This window comes from Pseudomonas sp. Soil_N_39 (genome assembly GCF_057655955.1).
Window position 1 is genome coordinate 43,469 of record NZ_JBDGLI010000026.1, and the last position, 15,649, is coordinate 59,117.

Consider the following 15,649-nt stretch of genomic DNA (forward strand, 5'->3'; position numbering starts at 1 on the left):
CCCCTTACGGCTTGAGGCTTACGACTTGAAGCTCCCCCGGAGGGGCCTATGAGCTATGTGATCGACCGACGCCTTAACGGCAAGAACAAGAGCACGGTGAACCGCCAGCGGTTCCTGCGGCGTTACCGTGACCACATCAAGAAGGCCGTCGAAGAGGCGGTCAGCCGGCGCTCCATTACCGATATGGAACACGGCGAACAGATCAGCATCCCCGGCCGCGACATCGACGAGCCGGTGCTTCACCATGGTCGCGGCGGCAAACAGACCGTCGTGCACCCTGGCAACAAGGAGTTCACCAGTGGCGAGCACATCCCCCGGCCTCAGGGTGGAGGTGGCGGCAAGGGCCCTGGCAAGGCAGGCAATTCCGGCGAAGGTATGGATGAGTTCGTCTTCCAGATCACCCAGGAAGAATTTCTGGAGTTCATGTTCGAAGATCTGGAACTGCCGAACCTGGTCAAGCGCAACCTGACTGGTACCGATACCTTCAAGACCGTGCGTGCCGGTATCAGCAATGAAGGCAATCCTTCACGCATCAACATTATCCGTACCCTTCGTTCGGCCCACGCCCGGCGCATCGCGCTGTCGGGCAGCAGCCGGGCCAAACTGCGCGAAGCCAAGGAAGAGCTGGCTCGCCTGAAATGCGAAGAACCCGACAATTTTGGCGACATTCAAGACCTTGAAGCGGAAATAGAGAAACTCAGCGCACGCATCCACCGCGTCCCGTTCCTCGACACGTTCGACCTCAAGTACAACCTGCTGGTGAAACAGCCAAACCCCAGTTCCAAGGCGGTGATGTTCTGCCTGATGGACGTGTCCGGCTCCATGACCCAGGCCACCAAGGACATCGCCAAGCGTTTTTTCATCCTGTTGTACCTGTTCCTGAAACGAAACTACGACAAGATCGATGTGGTCTTCATTCGCCACCACACCAGCGCCCGAGAAGTGGACGAAGAGGAGTTCTTCTACTCCAGGGAAACCGGTGGCACCATCGTTTCCAGCGCGTTGAAGCTGATGCAGGAAATCATGGCCGAACGCTACCCCGCCAACGAATGGAACATCTATGCGGCCCAGGCGTCGGACGGAGATAACTGGAACGACGACTCACCGATCTGCCGTGACATCCTGATCAACCAGATCATGCCGTTCGTCCAGTACTACACCTATGTGGAAATTACCCCACGGGAACACCAAGCCCTGTGGTACGAATACGAACGGATTGCCGAAGCTTTTTCCGACACGTTTGCCCAACAGCAACTGGTCTCGGCCGGGGATATCTACCCGGTCTTCCGTGAACTCTTCCAGCGCAGGTTAGTGACATGACCGCCAAAAAAGAGCAGAAACGCCAGCCCATTTCCACCGGCTCCGAATGGACGTTCGAGCTGATCAAGGCCTACGACCGCGAAATCAGCCGTATCGCGGACCGTTATGCCCTCGACACCTACCCCAACCAGATCGAGGTCATCACCGCCGAGCAAATGATGGACGCGTACGCGTCGGTCGGCATGCCGCTGGGCTATCACCACTGGTCCTACGGCAAGCACTTCCTCAGCACCGAGAAATCCTACAGCCGCGGCCAGATGGGGCTGGCCTATGAGATCGTGATCAACTCCGACCCCTGCATCGCCTACTTGATGGAAGAAAACACCATCTGCATGCAGGCCCTGGTGGTGGCGCATGCCTGCTACGGGCACAACAGCTTCTTCAAAGGCAACTACTTGTTCCGCACGTGGACCGATGCCAGTTCGATCATCGATTACCTGGTGTTCGCCAAGCAGTACATCATGCAATGCGAGGAGCGCCACGGTATCGACGCGGTGGAAGACCTGCTGGACTCCTGCCACGCCCTGATGAACTACGGCGTGGACCGCTACAAACGACCGTATCCGATTTCCGCCGAAGAAGAACGTCGGCGCCAGAAGGACCGCGAAGAGCACCTGCAAAAACAGATCAACGATCTGTGGCGCACCATTCCCAAAGGTGCGGACAAATACAACGAAAAAGACAATGCCCGCTTCCCTGCCGAGCCCCAGGAGAACATTCTCTATTTCATTGAAAAACATGCACCATTGCTGGAGCCCTGGCAGCGGGAAATCGTGCGCATCGTGCGCAAGATCGCCCAGTATTTCTATCCACAGCGCCAAACCCAGGTGATGAACGAAGGCTGGGCCACGTTCTGGCACTACACGCTAATGAACGACCTGTACGACGAAGGCCTGGTCACCGACGGCTTCATGATGGAGTTCCTGACGTCCCACACCAGCGTGGTATTCCAACCTGGCTTCGACAGCCCGTATTACAGCGGTATCAACCCCTACGCACTGGGTTTCGCCATGTATCGCGACATCCGACGCATGTGCGAAAACCCTACCGAGGAAGATCGTCACTGGTTCCCGGAAATTGCCGGTTCGGACTGGCTGTCCGCCATTAAATTCGCCATGAGCAGTTTCAAGGATGAAAGCTTCATCCTGCAGTACCTTTCGCCCAAGGTGATTCGCGATCTGAAACTGTTCAGCATCCTCGATGACGACCAGAAAGATGACCTGGTGGTACCCGCCATTCACGATGAGAGCGGCTACCGCATCATCCGCGAAACCCTGGCGGCGCAGTACAACCTGGGTAATCGCGAGCCTAATGTGCAGATCTACAGCATCGATCGCCGCGGAGACCGCTCGCTGACCCTGCGGCACCAGGCGCACAACCGCAAACCATTGGGTGACTCCACCGATGAAGTGCTCAAGCACCTGCATCGGCTCTGGGGTTTCGACATCCACCTGGAAACCCTGCAAGGCGACCAAGTGATGAAAACCCATCACGTGCCCCCCAGAAGCGAACAAGCCGAAGGCGACTATGGCCGCCTGGACCTGGCCGTCATTCATCTTTGATCCCGTTTTCGCCTCCGGACGTCTGACGCAAAGGTTATCCTGTCGGACCAACGGAGGTTTTTTATGCAGATCTATAAAGTTGGCGGCGCCGTTCGCGATCGCCTGCTGGGCATTCCCGTCACTGACGTCGATCGGGTCGTGGTGGGGGCCACCGCCGAGGAAATGCTCGCCAAGGGTTTTCGCCCCGTGGGGGCCGATTTTCCGGTATTCCTCGAGCCGAGGACTGGCGAGGAGTACGCCCTCGCCCGCACTGAGCGCAAAAGTGGCCGCGGCTATGGCGGCTTCGTGTTCCATGCCAGTCCTGAAGTGACCTTGGAGGAGGACCTGGTTCGCCGGGACTTGACCATCAACGCCATGGCAGAAGATGACCATGGCAACCTGACCGATCCGTACCACGGCCAGCGCGATCTGGAAGCCCGGATACTGCGTCACGTTTCTCCCGCTTTCGCCGAAGATCCGCTCAGAGTTTTGCGGGTTGCCCGCTTTGCCGCGCGTTATGCGCCGCTGGGTTTCAAGGTGGCGGACGAAACCCTCGAACTGATGCGCCAGCTCAGCGAGTCCGGCGAACTGGAGGCGTTGACGGCTGAGCGCAGTTGGAAAGAAATTTCCCGCGCCCTCATGGAAAAACAACCACAGGTATTTATCCAGGTCTTGCGCGACTGCACGGCCCTCAAGGTCTTGATGCCCGAGGTCGATGCGCTGTTCGGCGTGCCGCAGCCTGAAGCCCATCACCCGGAAATCGATACCGGCATCCATACCCTGAGCGTGCTGGCGCAAGCAGCACTGCACCAACAACCGTTAACGGTCCGCTGGGCCTGCCTGCTCCATGACCTGGGTAAAGGTCTGACGCCTCAACACGAATGGCCGCGACACATCGCCCATGAGCACACGGGATTGAAGCTGATCAAAGCTGTCAACGAACGCTTCAAAGCACCGCGCGACTGTCAGGAACTGGCGTTATTGGTTGGCCAGTACCACACCCATGGCCATCGCGCCCTTGAACTGAAGGCGTCTACGCTGCTTGAGCTGCTACAAAGTTTTGATGTGTACCGTCGCCCCCAGCGCTTCGAGGAATTCATTGCGGCATGCGAGATGGATGCGCGGGGGCGCAAGGGGCTGGAGCAGCGAAGTTATCCACAGGCTGATTATTTGCGGGGGGCGGCAGAGGCAGCTCGGGGGGTGGCGGTGCAGCCTTTGCTGGAAAAGGGCTTCAAGGGGCCGGAGCTGGGCGAGGCGATCAAGCGCGAGCGCCTAAGGGTGTTGAAGGCCTACAAGGAGGCGGCTAGCTGACGGGGGTTTTGGGTCAACTTGCATTTGTGCCGGATGTACCGCCGTCATCGCGAGCAAGCTCGCTCCCACAGTGGACCTCGGCTGAACACAAGATATGCGCCCGCTGAAATTCTAATGTGGGAGCGAGCTTGCTCGCGATGACGGCAGCCGCCTCACAACAGATTCGACGGCGTCAACGGCTGACCTCGCCATTCGAAAGCCACCGGCGCCAGTACCTGGTCGATCTGCGCTTCTTCCCACAACGTGGCAAAGCTTTTGCCCACACCCGGATGAATCCGATCCGGTGCGATCAACGACAAAGGCCACAGGACGAAGGCGTTCTTGAGGATTTCCGCGCGCGGCAGGATCAGCCCATCGAAGTTGCCGACCTGTTCGCCATACAACAACACGTCGATATCCAGCGGCAACCCCTTGCGGTCCGGCGCGTAACGACCGTTGTCCGCCTCGATGAACTTGAGGCGACGGTCCAGCTCCATCAGCGGCAAGTCGGTGAAGGCCGATACGACGAAATTGAAGAATGGTCCGCTCTTGATCCCCACCGGCTGGCTCTCGAACACCGCCGAACAGCGTATGTCCACGAGGAAACCGGCCAAGGCCTCAAGACCGGCGCACAAATGGGTTTCGCGCTCGATATTGCTGCCGAGCCCGAGAAAAACCTGAGTCAGCGACATCCGCGCTCGATCTCCACGCCAACACCGCTGGCTGCCGACACGGCGCCAGGCTTGGTCACTTTCAGACGCAGCCAGGTGATCTTGAACTCGTCCATGAGCGCCTGGGCCAGCCGCTCGGCGAAGGTTTCGACCAACTGGAACTGCGCCTGCTCGGCAAACACCTGGATGCGCGACGAAACGCTGGCGTAGTCGAGTGCCAGGGTCAGGTCGTCGCCCGCAGCGGCCGGGCGGTTATCCCAGGCGAAGCTCAGGTCAAGCCGCAGGCACTGTCGGATGCCTCGCTCCCAGTCGTAGGCACCGATTACCGTGTCGACTTCCAGGCCCTCGATAAACACTCTGTCCAAGCACTCTTCTCCGCAGCACGACAAGGGCGCGATGCCCCGTTAGAATCAGGGCGTCCTCGCCCGGAATAGTTAGCATGTTTTGGTTACTGGCGATTCTCGCCTACCTGCTCGGCTCGCTGTCCTTCGCCATTTTGCTCAGCCGCCTGACCGGTCGCCCGGATCCGCGAATGAGTGGCTCAGGCAATGCCGGCGCCACCAACATGCTGCGCCTGGCCGGACGCAAACTTGCCATCCTGACCCTGCTGGGCGACCTCTGCAAAGGCCTTGTCCCGGTATTGATCGCCAGCCTTGCAGGGCTTTCGTTGCAGCAACAGGCCTGGATCGGCGTCTGTGCCGTCATCGGCCATCTATTCCCGCTGTACTTTCGCTTTCGTGGCGGCAAAGGTGTCGCCACCGCCGCCGGCATGCTGCTGGGCCTATACCCGCCCGCCGCCCTGCTGGCTGTCTGCGCCTGGCTGCTGACGTTCTACCTGACCCGCACCAGCTCCCTGGCCGCGCTGATCGCCACGCCGCTGACCCTGCCGTTGCTGGCCTGGCAGGAGCCGGCGGCCTTGCTGCCCATGACCGCGCTGGTTGCACTGATCGTCTGGCGCCACCGGGGCAATCTACGCGACCTGTTCGCCGGGCGCGAACGGCATTTTTAAATGCCGTTTCACAGGGGGGGCAACTGCTCCATGGGCCAACGCGCCTGCACGCTGATTGCCAGGCTTTCCTGCTGGCCAGCCTGCAAACGCTGGCAGCCGGCAAAGGCAATCATCGCGCCGTTATCTGTGCAGAACTCCGGCCGCGCGTAGTAAACGTCGCCCTTCATGTCACCGAGCATTTTCTCCAGCGATGTCCGCAAGGCCTGGTTCGCACTCACGCCTCCGGCGATCACCAGGCGCTTGAGCCCGGCCTGCTTCAGGGCACGCTTGCACTTGATGGTCAAAGTCTCCACCACGGCCTGCTGGAACGCCAGCGAGATGTCGCAACGGGCTTGCTCACTGTCGTCCCCGGCGCTGACACGCTGTTGCCAGGTGTTCAAGGCGAACGTCTTCAGCCCGCTGAAACTGAAATCCAGGCCAGGACGGTCGCACATCGGCCGCGGGAACACGAAGCGCCCATCGACCCCTTGTGTGGCCAGCCGGGAGATTTCCGGCCCACCGGGATAATTGAGGCCCATCATTTTGGCAGTTTTGTCGAACGCTTCGCCGGCGGCATCGTCGAGGGTTTCGCCCAGCAGTTCGTATTGGCCGATTCCATCAACCCGGATGAGCTGCGTATGGCCGCCCGAGACCAACAAAGCGACGAACGGGAATTCTGGCGGTTGCGACTCCAGCATCGGCGCCAGCAAGTGGCCTTCCATGTGGTGCACGCCCAGGGCCGGAATCCCCCAGGCAAAGGCCAGCGCCTGGGCGCAGGAAGCGCCCACCAGCAACGCCCCCACCAGGCCCGGGCCGGCGGTGTAGGCGATGCCATCGATCTCGGTCGGCACGCAGCCGGCTTCGGCCAGGACCTGGCGGATCAAGGGCAGCATGCGCTTGACGTGATCGCGGGAGGCAAGCTCGGGCACCACCCCGCCGTAGGCGCGGTGCAGGTCGATCTGGCTGAACAGCGCATCGGCCAGCAGCCCGCGTTCGCTGTCGTAAAGTGCGACACCGGTTTCGTCGCAGGAGGTTTCTAATCCCAGTACTAGCATGGGTTTGCGCCTTGTAGAGGCTGAATTCGAAGGCGCGCATAATAGTCGCCGCGTTGTGCCCCGACCAGCGGTTTTCGATCAGAGGCTTTGCATTCCGAGCGTTGAGGGGTTAACATCCGCAACCCTTAAAAACCGACGTCTTCAAGTGCTCTTTTGCCGCGAGGATGTTGACCCCGGTAATGAATGAAGGTAGCTCTGGATGCCAGCCGTCAAAGTAAAAGAGAACGAACCCTTCGACGTAGCTCTGCGTCGTTTCAAGCGCTCCTGCGAAAAAGCCGGTGTTCTGGCTGAAGTTCGTAGCCGCGAATTCTACGAGAAGCCGACTTCTGAGCGTAAGCGCAAGGCAGCAGCCGCTGTTAAGCGTCACGCCAAGAAAGTTCAGCGCGAACAGCGCCGCGCCGTACGTCTGTACTAATACACAGACGTCCGTAGCAAGCTTCTGCCAAGCCCGGCCCTCAAGCCGGGCTTATGGCATTTGCGGAATAACGCTTGATGCTTCACCGTCGAAGCCGCAGACGCGACCAAGACAACCCGCTTCACCGCGTCAGACCTGGCTCTTTTGCCAGCGGTGCACGTCTTTCCTGACGAGCCTTCCAAGGCTACCGACGAGCACACCCTGATTCCTCTAACGACGATCAGCCCAAGGCACCTGCTTGCGTGCCCGCTTCATGAGCTATCCGAGGCCTGACCGGCCGTTACCGGACTCAGCGCAACACATTCAAACAGTCGAATACTGATAGTGATTAACGTCAGTGGATAATCGGCAGATACACTTCCCGACAGCGATGATGCAGACGACCCGGTCGAGCCACCGATTCAGCGTGCCTCAAACCCAGACCCGGTTACGCCTACCGACTTCGGGTCCATATTTCGCGCAGTGATGATGAGAACGCCATGGCCGGGCTGATTCCCCAGAGCTTTATTGACGACCTCCTGAACCGCACCGACATCGTCGACGTGGTCAGCTCTCGCCTGCAAATGAAAAAAGCAGGCAAGAACTACACGGCCTGCTGCCCGTTTCACAAAGAGAAAACGCCCTCTTTCAGCGTCAGCCCCGACAAGCAGTTCTACTATTGCTTCGGTTGCGGCGCAGGCGGCAATGCCCTCGGCTTCATCATGGACCACGACAACCTGGACTTTCCCCAGGCTGTCGAAGAATTGGCCAAAGCCGCGGGCATGGAAATACCCCGCGAAGAAAGCGGTCGACCGCACAAACCACGCCAACCGACCGATTCGCCGCTTTACCCACTATTGACGGCGGCGGCCGACTTTTATCGCCAGGCTCTCAAAAGCCACCCAGCACGCAAGGCCGCGGTGGATTATCTCAAGGGCCGCGGCCTGACGGGCGAAATCGCCCGGGACTTCGGGCTCGGATTCGCTCCGCCCGGCTGGGACAACCTGTACAAGCATCTAAGCAGCGACACACTGCAACAGCGCGCCATGATCGACGCCGGCCTGCTGATCGAAAATGCCGAAACCGGCAAGCGCTACGACCGCTTCCGCGACCGGGTCATGTTTCCGATCCGCGACACACGCGGACGGATCATCGCCTTTGGTGGCCGGGTGCTGGGCGATGACAAGCCGAAATACCTGAACTCCCCGGAAACCCCGGTGTTCCATAAGGGCCAGGAACTCTACGGCCTGTACGAAGCGCGCAAGAACAACCGCAATCTCGACGAAATCATCGTCGTCGAGGGCTACATGGACGTGATCGCCCTGGCCCAGCAAGGCCTGCGTAATGCCGTCGCGACCCTGGGCACGGCCACCAGCGAAGAGCACATGAAGCGCCTGTTTCGCGTCGTGCCCAACGTGCTGTTCTGCTTCGACGGCGACCAGGCCGGCCGCAATGCCGCCTGGCGCGCACTGGAGGCTACCTTGCCGTGCCTGCAGGACGGACGCCGGGCGCGCTTCCTGTTCCTGCCCGAGGGCGAGGACCCGGACACCCTGGTACGCTCCGAAGGCACCGACGCATTCCGTGCGCGGATCAACCAGCACGCACAACCGCTGGCCGACTATTTTTTCCAGCAGTTGACCGAAGAAGCCGATCCGCGCTCCCTCGAAGGCAAGGCCCACATGGCCACCCTCGCGGCGCCGCTGATCGACAAGGTGCCCGGCGCCAATCTGCGCACACTCATGCGCCAGCGCCTGACCGAGATCACCGGTCTCAACAGCGAAGCGGTCAACCAACTGGTGCACAGCGCCCCCCAGGAGGCGCCGCCGGCATATGACCCAGGCATCGATTACGACGCGATGCCGGATTTCGCCGACTATCATCAACCCCAGCAGGATTACGCCCCGCAGCAGGAATGGACGCCAAAAAAACCTGGCAGCGGCGGCAAGAAATGGGACAAGAAACCCTGGGACAAGAACGGCAAGCGCGGCGATCGCGACCAGCCACGTGCCCCGCGCGTGCCGGCCGCCGTCGAACCACCAACACTGGCCGCCTTGCGCACCTTGCTGCACCACCCGCAACTGGCGGAGAAAGTCGAGGACGCAGGGCACTTCGCCGCCGAGGACCACAGCAATACGCAATTGCTGGTGGCACTCCTTGAAGCCGTGCAGAAGAACCCCAAGCTAAACTCTTTCCAGTTGATCGCACGGTGGCACGGGACCGAGCAGGGACGCCTTTTGAAGGCCCTGGCCGAGAAGGAATGGCTGATTGAGGGAGACAACCTTGAACAACAGTTTTTCGACACCATTACTAGCTTGTCCGCCCGCCAACGCGAGCGAAACCTGGAACAACTTCTGCGAAAAGCTCGCCAGAGCGAGTTGACCAGCGAAGAGAAAAACCAATTGCGCGACTTACTCAGCCGCAATGTTTGCGCATCAAACCCGACCTCAACTGGCGCGTGAGGTCACAGCTCAGGTATAATCCTCGGCTTGTTTTTTGCCCGCCAAGACCTTCAGTGGATAGGGTGTTATGTCCGGAAAAGCGCAACAGCAGTCTCGTATCAAAGAGTTGATCCTATTGGGTCGTGAGCAGGGCTACCTGACTTACGCGGAGGTCAACGACCACCTGCCGGAGGATATTTCAGATCCGGAACAGGTGGAAGACATCATCCGCATGATCAACGACATGGGGATCAACGTATTCGAGGTTGCTCCAGATAAGGATGCCCTTATGCTGGCCGACGCCGATACCGACGAGGCGGCCGCTGAAGAAGCGGCCGCAGCGTTGGCAGCGGTCGAGACCGACATTGGTCGCACCACGGACCCCGTGCGCATGTACATGCGTGAAATGGGTACGGTAGAGCTCCTCACACGTGAAGGCGAAATCGAAATCGCCAAGCGTATTGAAGAAGGCATCCGTGAAGTGATGGGCGCAATCGCGCACTTCCCTGGCACGGTTGACCATATTCTCTCCGAGTACACCCGCGTCACCACCGAAGGTGGCCGCCTGTCCGACGTCCTGAGCGGCTATATCGACCCGGACGACGGCATTGCGCCGCCTGCCGCCGAAGTGCCGCCGCCGATCGACGCGAAAGCCGTCAAGGCCGACGACGACACCGATGACGACGACGCCGAAGCGAGCGACGACGAGGAAGAAGCCGAAAGTGGTCCGGATCCGGTCATCGCCGCACAGCGTTTCGGCGCTGTGTCCGACCAGATGGAAATCACCCGCAAGGCGCTGAAAAAGCACGGCCGCAACAACAAGCAGGCGATTGCTGAGCTGTTGGCACTGGCCGAGCTGTTCATGCCGATCAAACTGGTGCCGAAGCAATTCGAAGGCCTGGTCGAGCGTGTTCGCAGTGCCCTGGATCGCTTGCGTCAGCAAGAGCGCGCGATCATGCAGCTTTGCGTGCGTGACGCCCGCATGCCACGTGCTGATTTCCTGCGCCAGTTCCCAGGCAACGAAGTCGACGAAAGCTGGACCGATGCATTGGCCAAGGGCAAGAGCAAATACGCCGAAGCCATTGCCCGCTTGCAGCCGGACATCATTCGTTGCCAGCAGAAACTCAGTGCGCTGGAGGCCGAGACTGGCCTGAGCATCGCCGAGATCAAGGACATCAACCGTCGCATGTCGATCGGCGAGGCCAAGGCCCGTCGCGCGAAGAAAGAGATGGTCGAAGCGAACTTGCGTCTGGTGATCTCCATCGCCAAGAAGTACACCAACCGCGGCCTGCAATTCCTCGACCTGATCCAGGAAGGCAACATCGGCCTGATGAAGGCGGTGGACAAGTTCGAATACCGTCGCGGCTACAAGTTCTCGACTTATGCCACCTGGTGGATCCGTCAGGCGATCACTCGCTCGATCGCCGACCAGGCCCGCACCATCCGTATTCCGGTGCACATGATCGAGACGATCAACAAGCTCAACCGCATTTCCCGGCAGATGCTGCAGGAAATGGGTCGCGAACCGACGCCGGAAGAGCTGGGCGAACGCATGGAAATGCCTGAGGACAAGATCCGCAAGGTATTGAAGATCGCCAAAGAGCCGATCTCCATGGAAACCCCGATCGGCGATGACGAAGACTCCCATCTGGGTGACTTCATCGAAGACTCCACCATGCAGTCTCCGATCGATGTCGCCACGGTCGAGAGTCTCAAGGAAGCGACTCGCGAAGTACTCTCCGGCCTCACTGCCCGTGAAGCCAAGGTACTGCGCATGCGCTTCGGCATCGACATGAATACCGACCATACCCTCGAGGAAGTCGGTAAGCAGTTCGATGTGACCCGTGAACGGATTCGCCAGATCGAAGCCAAGGCGTTGCGCAAACTGCGCCACCCGACGCGAAGCGAGCATCTGCGCTCCTTCCTCGACGAGTGACCTTCAAAACCCCCGGCCCTGCCGGGGGTTTTGTTATGCACAGATAAAATCCCCTTCGTTACGCTCCTCACCCCCCTGTTGCCCGTCTACACTCGAATCATCCTCCCAAGCCATGACGAGACAGTGATGCCCAGACTGACGGCCGCGCTTTTGCTGTCATTGATCACCTGGACCGCAACAGCTGGCGCGTTGACGCTCACCGATGAGGAGCTCCGCTGGCTCAAGGACCACCCCGACCTGCGCCTGGGTATCGACGCCTCATGGCCGCCGTTTGAGTTTCGCGACGATCAAGGCCGCTATCAGGGCCTGGCCGCCGATTACATCGAGATCATCCGTGAACGCTTGGCTGTCAGGCTCACGCCCATCGAGCCGGCCAGCTGGACTGCCGTGCTCGAGCAGGTCGTACAGGGCAAGATCGACCTATTGCCGGGCATCATGTCCACCCCGGAACGCCAGAATTACCTGGCATTTACCCGCCCCTACCTGGATTTCCCCATTGTCATCCTGGCCCATCGCGGTGGCGCCCAGCCCCACAGCCTCAAGGAGCTATACGGGCTGAAAATCGCCGTAGTGGAGAACTATGCCCCCCATGAATTGCTGCGCAACCATCATCCCGACCTGAACCTCGTGGCGCTGCCCAACGTCAGTTCAGCCCTGCAAGCGCTGGCAACCGATGAAGTGGACGCGGTAGTGGGCGATCTGGCTTCCAGTGTCTGGAGCCTGCGCCAGCTCAAGCTCGAAGGTCTCTATGTCAGCGGGGAAACGCCCTATCGCTATCAATTGGCAATGGCCGTTCCTCGCGACAACAAGGTATTGGTGGGCATCCTGGACAAAGTCCTGGCAGACATGAGCCCGGCCGAGGTCGCCGAGATCCAGCAGAAGTGGATCGGCAATGTGCACGACTATCGCCAGCTCTGGTCAGACTTACTGTTTTACGGCCTGCCTGCGCTGCTGCTCCTGGTCGGCATATTGGCGGTGGTGATTCGCATCAATCGCCGACTCAGCTCGGAAATCGCCCGGCGGGTCGAGCTTGAGCAGGAGCTTCGTAGCAGCGAATACCATTACCGCGGGTTGGTGGAGAGCCTGTCGGCCATTGCCTGGGAAGCAAGGGTCAGCGATTTCACCTACAGCTACGTGTCGCCTCACGCCGAAGACCTCTTGGGCTATCCCCTCTCCCATTGGCTGGTCCCCGGCTTCTGGCGCAACATCATTCATCCGGCCGACCTGATCCGCGCCCAGACCTACTGCGATCATGAAGTGCTGGCGGGTCGCGACCACTGCATTGATTACCGGGTAATCACGGCCGATGGTCGCTGCCTGTGGGTGCGCGACATCGTCAGCCTGATCGAGCACGGACACGAACCGCTGATGCGCGGATTGATGATCGATATCAGTGAAGCCAAGCGCACCGAGGAAGCACTGCGTCTTTCGGAGCAGAAATTTGCCTCGGTGTTCCGCCAGTGTCCGGACATCCTGGTGATTGCACGGCTGTTGGACGGTTGCCTGCTGGAGGTCAACAAGGCCTTCGAAGAGCAGATCGGCCTGAGTGCCGCAGAAGTGGTGGGGCGCAACGCAACCGAACTGAATATCTGGGGCATCCAAGGCGTGGGGCCGAGCCTGTTGCAGCGTTTGCAGGCCGGCAGTATTCGCAACCTGGAAATGCCCTTTCGCCGAAACAACGGCCAGGTGTTCACCGGGCTGATCTCCGCTGAGCCCTTTGACCTCGACACAACGCCAGCCCTGGTCGTGGTGGTACGAGACATCAGCCAGCTCAAGGAAACCCAGCAGCAATTGCAGACGTCCGAAGAGAAGTTCGCCAAGGCGTTCCACGCCTCGCCCGATGGCCTGCTGCTGTCCCGGCAAAGCGACGGTTTGCTGATTGAAGTCAACGAAGGGTTCAGCCGCATTACCGGCTTCAACAGCGCCCTGTCGGTGGACCGCTCCACCCTGGACCTGGGCATTTGGGTCAATCTCAACGAGCGCAAGCAGATGCTCGACCTGCTGAAACGGGACGGCTTCGTCAGGGATTTCAGCTGCCATATCCGTCGCAACGACGGGCAGATACGGCTCTGCGAAGTGTCCAGCCGCCCACTGCCCATCGGCAACGAAGACTACATGCTGACCATCGCCCGGGACATTACCGAACGCCACATGATGCAGGAAAAACTGCAACAGGCCGCCACCGTGTTTGAGAGCACTGCCGAGGGCGTGCTGATCACCGATACCCAACAACATATCAGTGCCGTGAACCGAGCCTTCACTGAAATCACCGGCTACAGCGAAACCGAAGCCTTGGGCCACACACCCCGGCTGTTGGCTTCCGGCCTGCATGACAGCGCGTTTTACGCGGCAATGTGGCACCAGTTGACCGCGGAGGGGCACTGGCAGGGAGAGATCTCCAACCGGCGCAAGAACGGCGAGCTGTACCCCAGTTGGCTGACCATCAGCGCGGTACGCAATCGGGACCGACAAATCACCCATTTCGTCGCGGTCTTCGCCGACATCTCCAGTCTCAAGCACGCCCAGGCCCGGCTCGATTACCAGGCTCACCACGACCCGCTGACGGGCCTGCCCAATCGCACGCTGTTCGAAAGCCGCTTGCTGGCGGCTCTTAACAGCCAGCAGGAAAACGGTAGCCAGGGTGCCGTGCTGTTCTTGGACCTGGACCGCTTCAAGCACATCAATGACAGCCTCGGACACCCGGTCGGCGACCTGCTGCTCAAGGGCATCGCCGTGCGCTTGCGCGAGCAGTTGCGCGACATCGACACCGTGGCGCGCCTGGGCGGCGACGAATTCATTATCCTGCTGCCGGGCCTGCAGCAGCCCAGCGATGCCGAGCACATCGCCCAGAAACTGTTGAACTGCTTTACCGCACCTTTCCAGGCCGGCGAGCACGAGTTCTTCATCAGCGCCAGCATCGGCACCAGCCTCTACCCGCAGGATGGCTGCGACGTCGCCACGCTGGTCAAGAATGCCGACGCGGCGATGTACCGCTCCAAGGCCAAGGGCCGCAATCGGGTGGAGAAATACACCCGCGACCTCACCGCCCAGGCCAGCGAGCGCGTGGCCTTGGAGCACGAACTGCGCCGCGCGATTGAACGCAACGAGCTGTCACTGTCCTTCCAACCGAAAATCAGCCTCGTCGACAACCGACTGGTGGGCGCCGAGGCGCTGATTCGCTGGTATCACCCGACATTTGGCGATGTCCCGCCCGAACACTTCATCCCGTTGGCGGAAGAAAACGGCATGATCCTGCAAATTGGCGACTGGGTACTGGAGCGCGCCTGCCGGCAACTGTGCGAATGGAACAGCACTTACGAAAGCCTAGGCCCACTGTCGGTCAACCTGGCCGGCGCCCAACTGCGCCAACCCAACTTGCTGGGGCGAATCGAGCAACTGCTGCGCGAGCACCAGCTCCAGCCCGACTTATTGCAACTGGAGATTACCGAGAACTTCATCATGAGCCAGGCCGAAGAGGCCCTGACGGTGCTGCACCAACTGAAGAACCTCGGCGTGCAACTGGCCATCGACGACTTCGGCACGGGCTACTCCTCCCTGAGTTACCTCAAGCGCCTGCCGCTGGACATCCTCAAGATCGACCAGTCCTTCGTCCGTGGCCTGCCCGACGACCCCCACGACGCGGCCATCGTGCGGGCAATCATCGCCCTGGGTCGCAGCATGCAATTCACCATCATCGCCGAGGGTGTCGAAACCCTGGCCCAGCAGCAATTCCTGACCGAAGAAGGTTGCGAACAGATCCAGGGCTACATCGTCAGCCTGCCCCTGTGCGCCGACGAGTTTGCCGCAACGTTTCTTCGTGTGACCGTATCGGATTTTTCGGATAGCACAGCCGAGAAACCGTCGCTATAATCCGCGACCTACTGAGGGCCTATAGCTCAGTTGGTTAGAGCAGAGGACTCATAATCCTTTGGTCCACGGTTCGAGTCCGTGTGGGCCCACCATCTTGAAAGCCGCGCATTGCGCGGCTTTTGCGTATACAGCGTCCTCCCGCTAGC

11 protein-coding genes and 1 tRNA gene are annotated in these 15,649 nt (G+C 60.1%); 9 read left to right on the forward strand and 3 right to left on the reverse strand.

Annotated features, from left to right (window positions below):
• Positions 1–48 precede the first annotated feature (48 nt).
• The 3 genes from AC3A5O_RS26845 to AC3A5O_RS26855 all read left to right on the forward strand — a co-directional run bounded on the left by AC3A5O_RS26845 (position 49) and on the right by AC3A5O_RS26855 (position 4,172).
• Positions 49–1,320 carry a YeaH/YhbH family protein gene (locus AC3A5O_RS26845; RefSeq protein WP_122566680.1) on the forward strand — a complete coding sequence of 424 codons (1,272 nt, stop codon included), beginning with the start codon at positions 49–51 and terminating at the stop codon, positions 1,318–1,320.
• On the forward strand, positions 1,317–2,882 hold the full coding sequence (locus AC3A5O_RS26850) for a SpoVR family protein (RefSeq protein WP_122566679.1): 1,566 nt from the start codon (positions 1,317–1,319) through the stop codon (positions 2,880–2,882). Before AC3A5O_RS26845 ends, AC3A5O_RS26850 begins: the two co-directional genes overlap by 4 nt.
• 63 nt (positions 2,883–2,945) lie before the next feature.
• On the forward strand, positions 2,946–4,172 hold the full coding sequence (locus tag AC3A5O_RS26855) for a multifunctional CCA addition/repair protein (protein ID WP_305468672.1): 1,227 nt from the start codon (positions 2,946–2,948) through the stop codon (positions 4,170–4,172).
• A gap of 152 nt (positions 4,173–4,324) precedes the next feature.
• Here the strand turns inward: AC3A5O_RS26855 and folK are convergent, their stop codons facing one another.
• Together folK and folB are read right to left on the reverse strand one after the other, a co-directional pair.
• A complete protein-coding gene (gene folK, locus AC3A5O_RS26860; protein WP_122566677.1) occupies positions 4,325–4,843 on the reverse strand; it encodes a 2-amino-4-hydroxy-6-hydroxymethyldihydropteridine diphosphokinase in 519 nt (172 codons plus the stop codon).
• Positions 4,834–5,187 carry a dihydroneopterin aldolase gene (gene folB, locus AC3A5O_RS26865; protein WP_305468673.1) on the reverse strand — a complete coding sequence of 118 codons (354 nt, stop codon included), beginning with the start codon at positions 5,185–5,187 and terminating at the stop codon, positions 4,834–4,836. Before folB ends, folK begins: the two co-directional genes overlap by 10 nt.
• A 74-nt stretch (positions 5,188–5,261) precedes the next feature.
• Here folB and plsY point away from each other — a divergent pair, with 74 nt between their 5' ends.
• Positions 5,262–5,831: a glycerol-3-phosphate 1-O-acyltransferase PlsY gene (gene plsY / locus AC3A5O_RS26870; RefSeq protein ID WP_003206189.1), complete on the forward strand. Its 570-nt coding sequence runs from the start codon at positions 5,262–5,264 to the stop codon at positions 5,829–5,831.
• Between the two features lie 8 nt (positions 5,832–5,839).
• Here plsY and tsaD read toward each other — a convergent pair whose 3' ends face one another.
• On the reverse strand, positions 5,840–6,865 hold the full coding sequence (gene tsaD / locus AC3A5O_RS26875; protein ID WP_122566675.1) for a tRNA (adenosine(37)-N6)-threonylcarbamoyltransferase complex transferase subunit TsaD: 1,026 nt from the start codon (positions 6,863–6,865) through the stop codon (positions 5,840–5,842).
• A 199-nt stretch (positions 6,866–7,064) separates the two neighbouring features.
• Between tsaD and rpsU the strand changes: the two genes are divergently transcribed.
• The 5 genes from rpsU (at position 7,065) to AC3A5O_RS26900 (ending at position 15,595) form a co-directional block, all read left to right on the forward strand.
• The gene (gene rpsU / locus AC3A5O_RS26880) at positions 7,065–7,280 is read left to right on the forward strand and encodes a 30S ribosomal protein S21 (protein ID WP_002551877.1); all 216 of its coding nucleotides are present in this window, start codon (positions 7,065–7,067) and stop codon (positions 7,278–7,280) included.
• A gap of 479 nt (positions 7,281–7,759) precedes the next feature.
• Positions 7,760–9,718: a DNA primase gene (gene dnaG / locus AC3A5O_RS26885; RefSeq protein ID WP_018607333.1), complete on the forward strand. Its 1,959-nt coding sequence runs from the start codon at positions 7,760–7,762 to the stop codon at positions 9,716–9,718.
• A gap of 67 nt (positions 9,719–9,785) precedes the next feature.
• Positions 9,786–11,633 carry an RNA polymerase sigma factor RpoD gene (gene rpoD / locus AC3A5O_RS26890; protein ID WP_122566674.1) on the forward strand — a complete coding sequence of 616 codons (1,848 nt, stop codon included), beginning with the start codon at positions 9,786–9,788 and terminating at the stop codon, positions 11,631–11,633.
• A gap of 126 nt (positions 11,634–11,759) precedes the next feature.
• The gene (locus tag AC3A5O_RS26895) at positions 11,760–15,503 is read left to right on the forward strand and encodes an EAL domain-containing protein (protein WP_305468675.1); all 3,744 of its coding nucleotides are present in this window, start codon (positions 11,760–11,762) and stop codon (positions 15,501–15,503) included.
• A gap of 15 nt (positions 15,504–15,518) precedes the next feature.
• A tRNA-Ile gene (locus AC3A5O_RS26900) sits at positions 15,519–15,595 on the forward strand.
• The last annotated feature ends 54 nt before the right edge of the window (positions 15,596–15,649 follow it).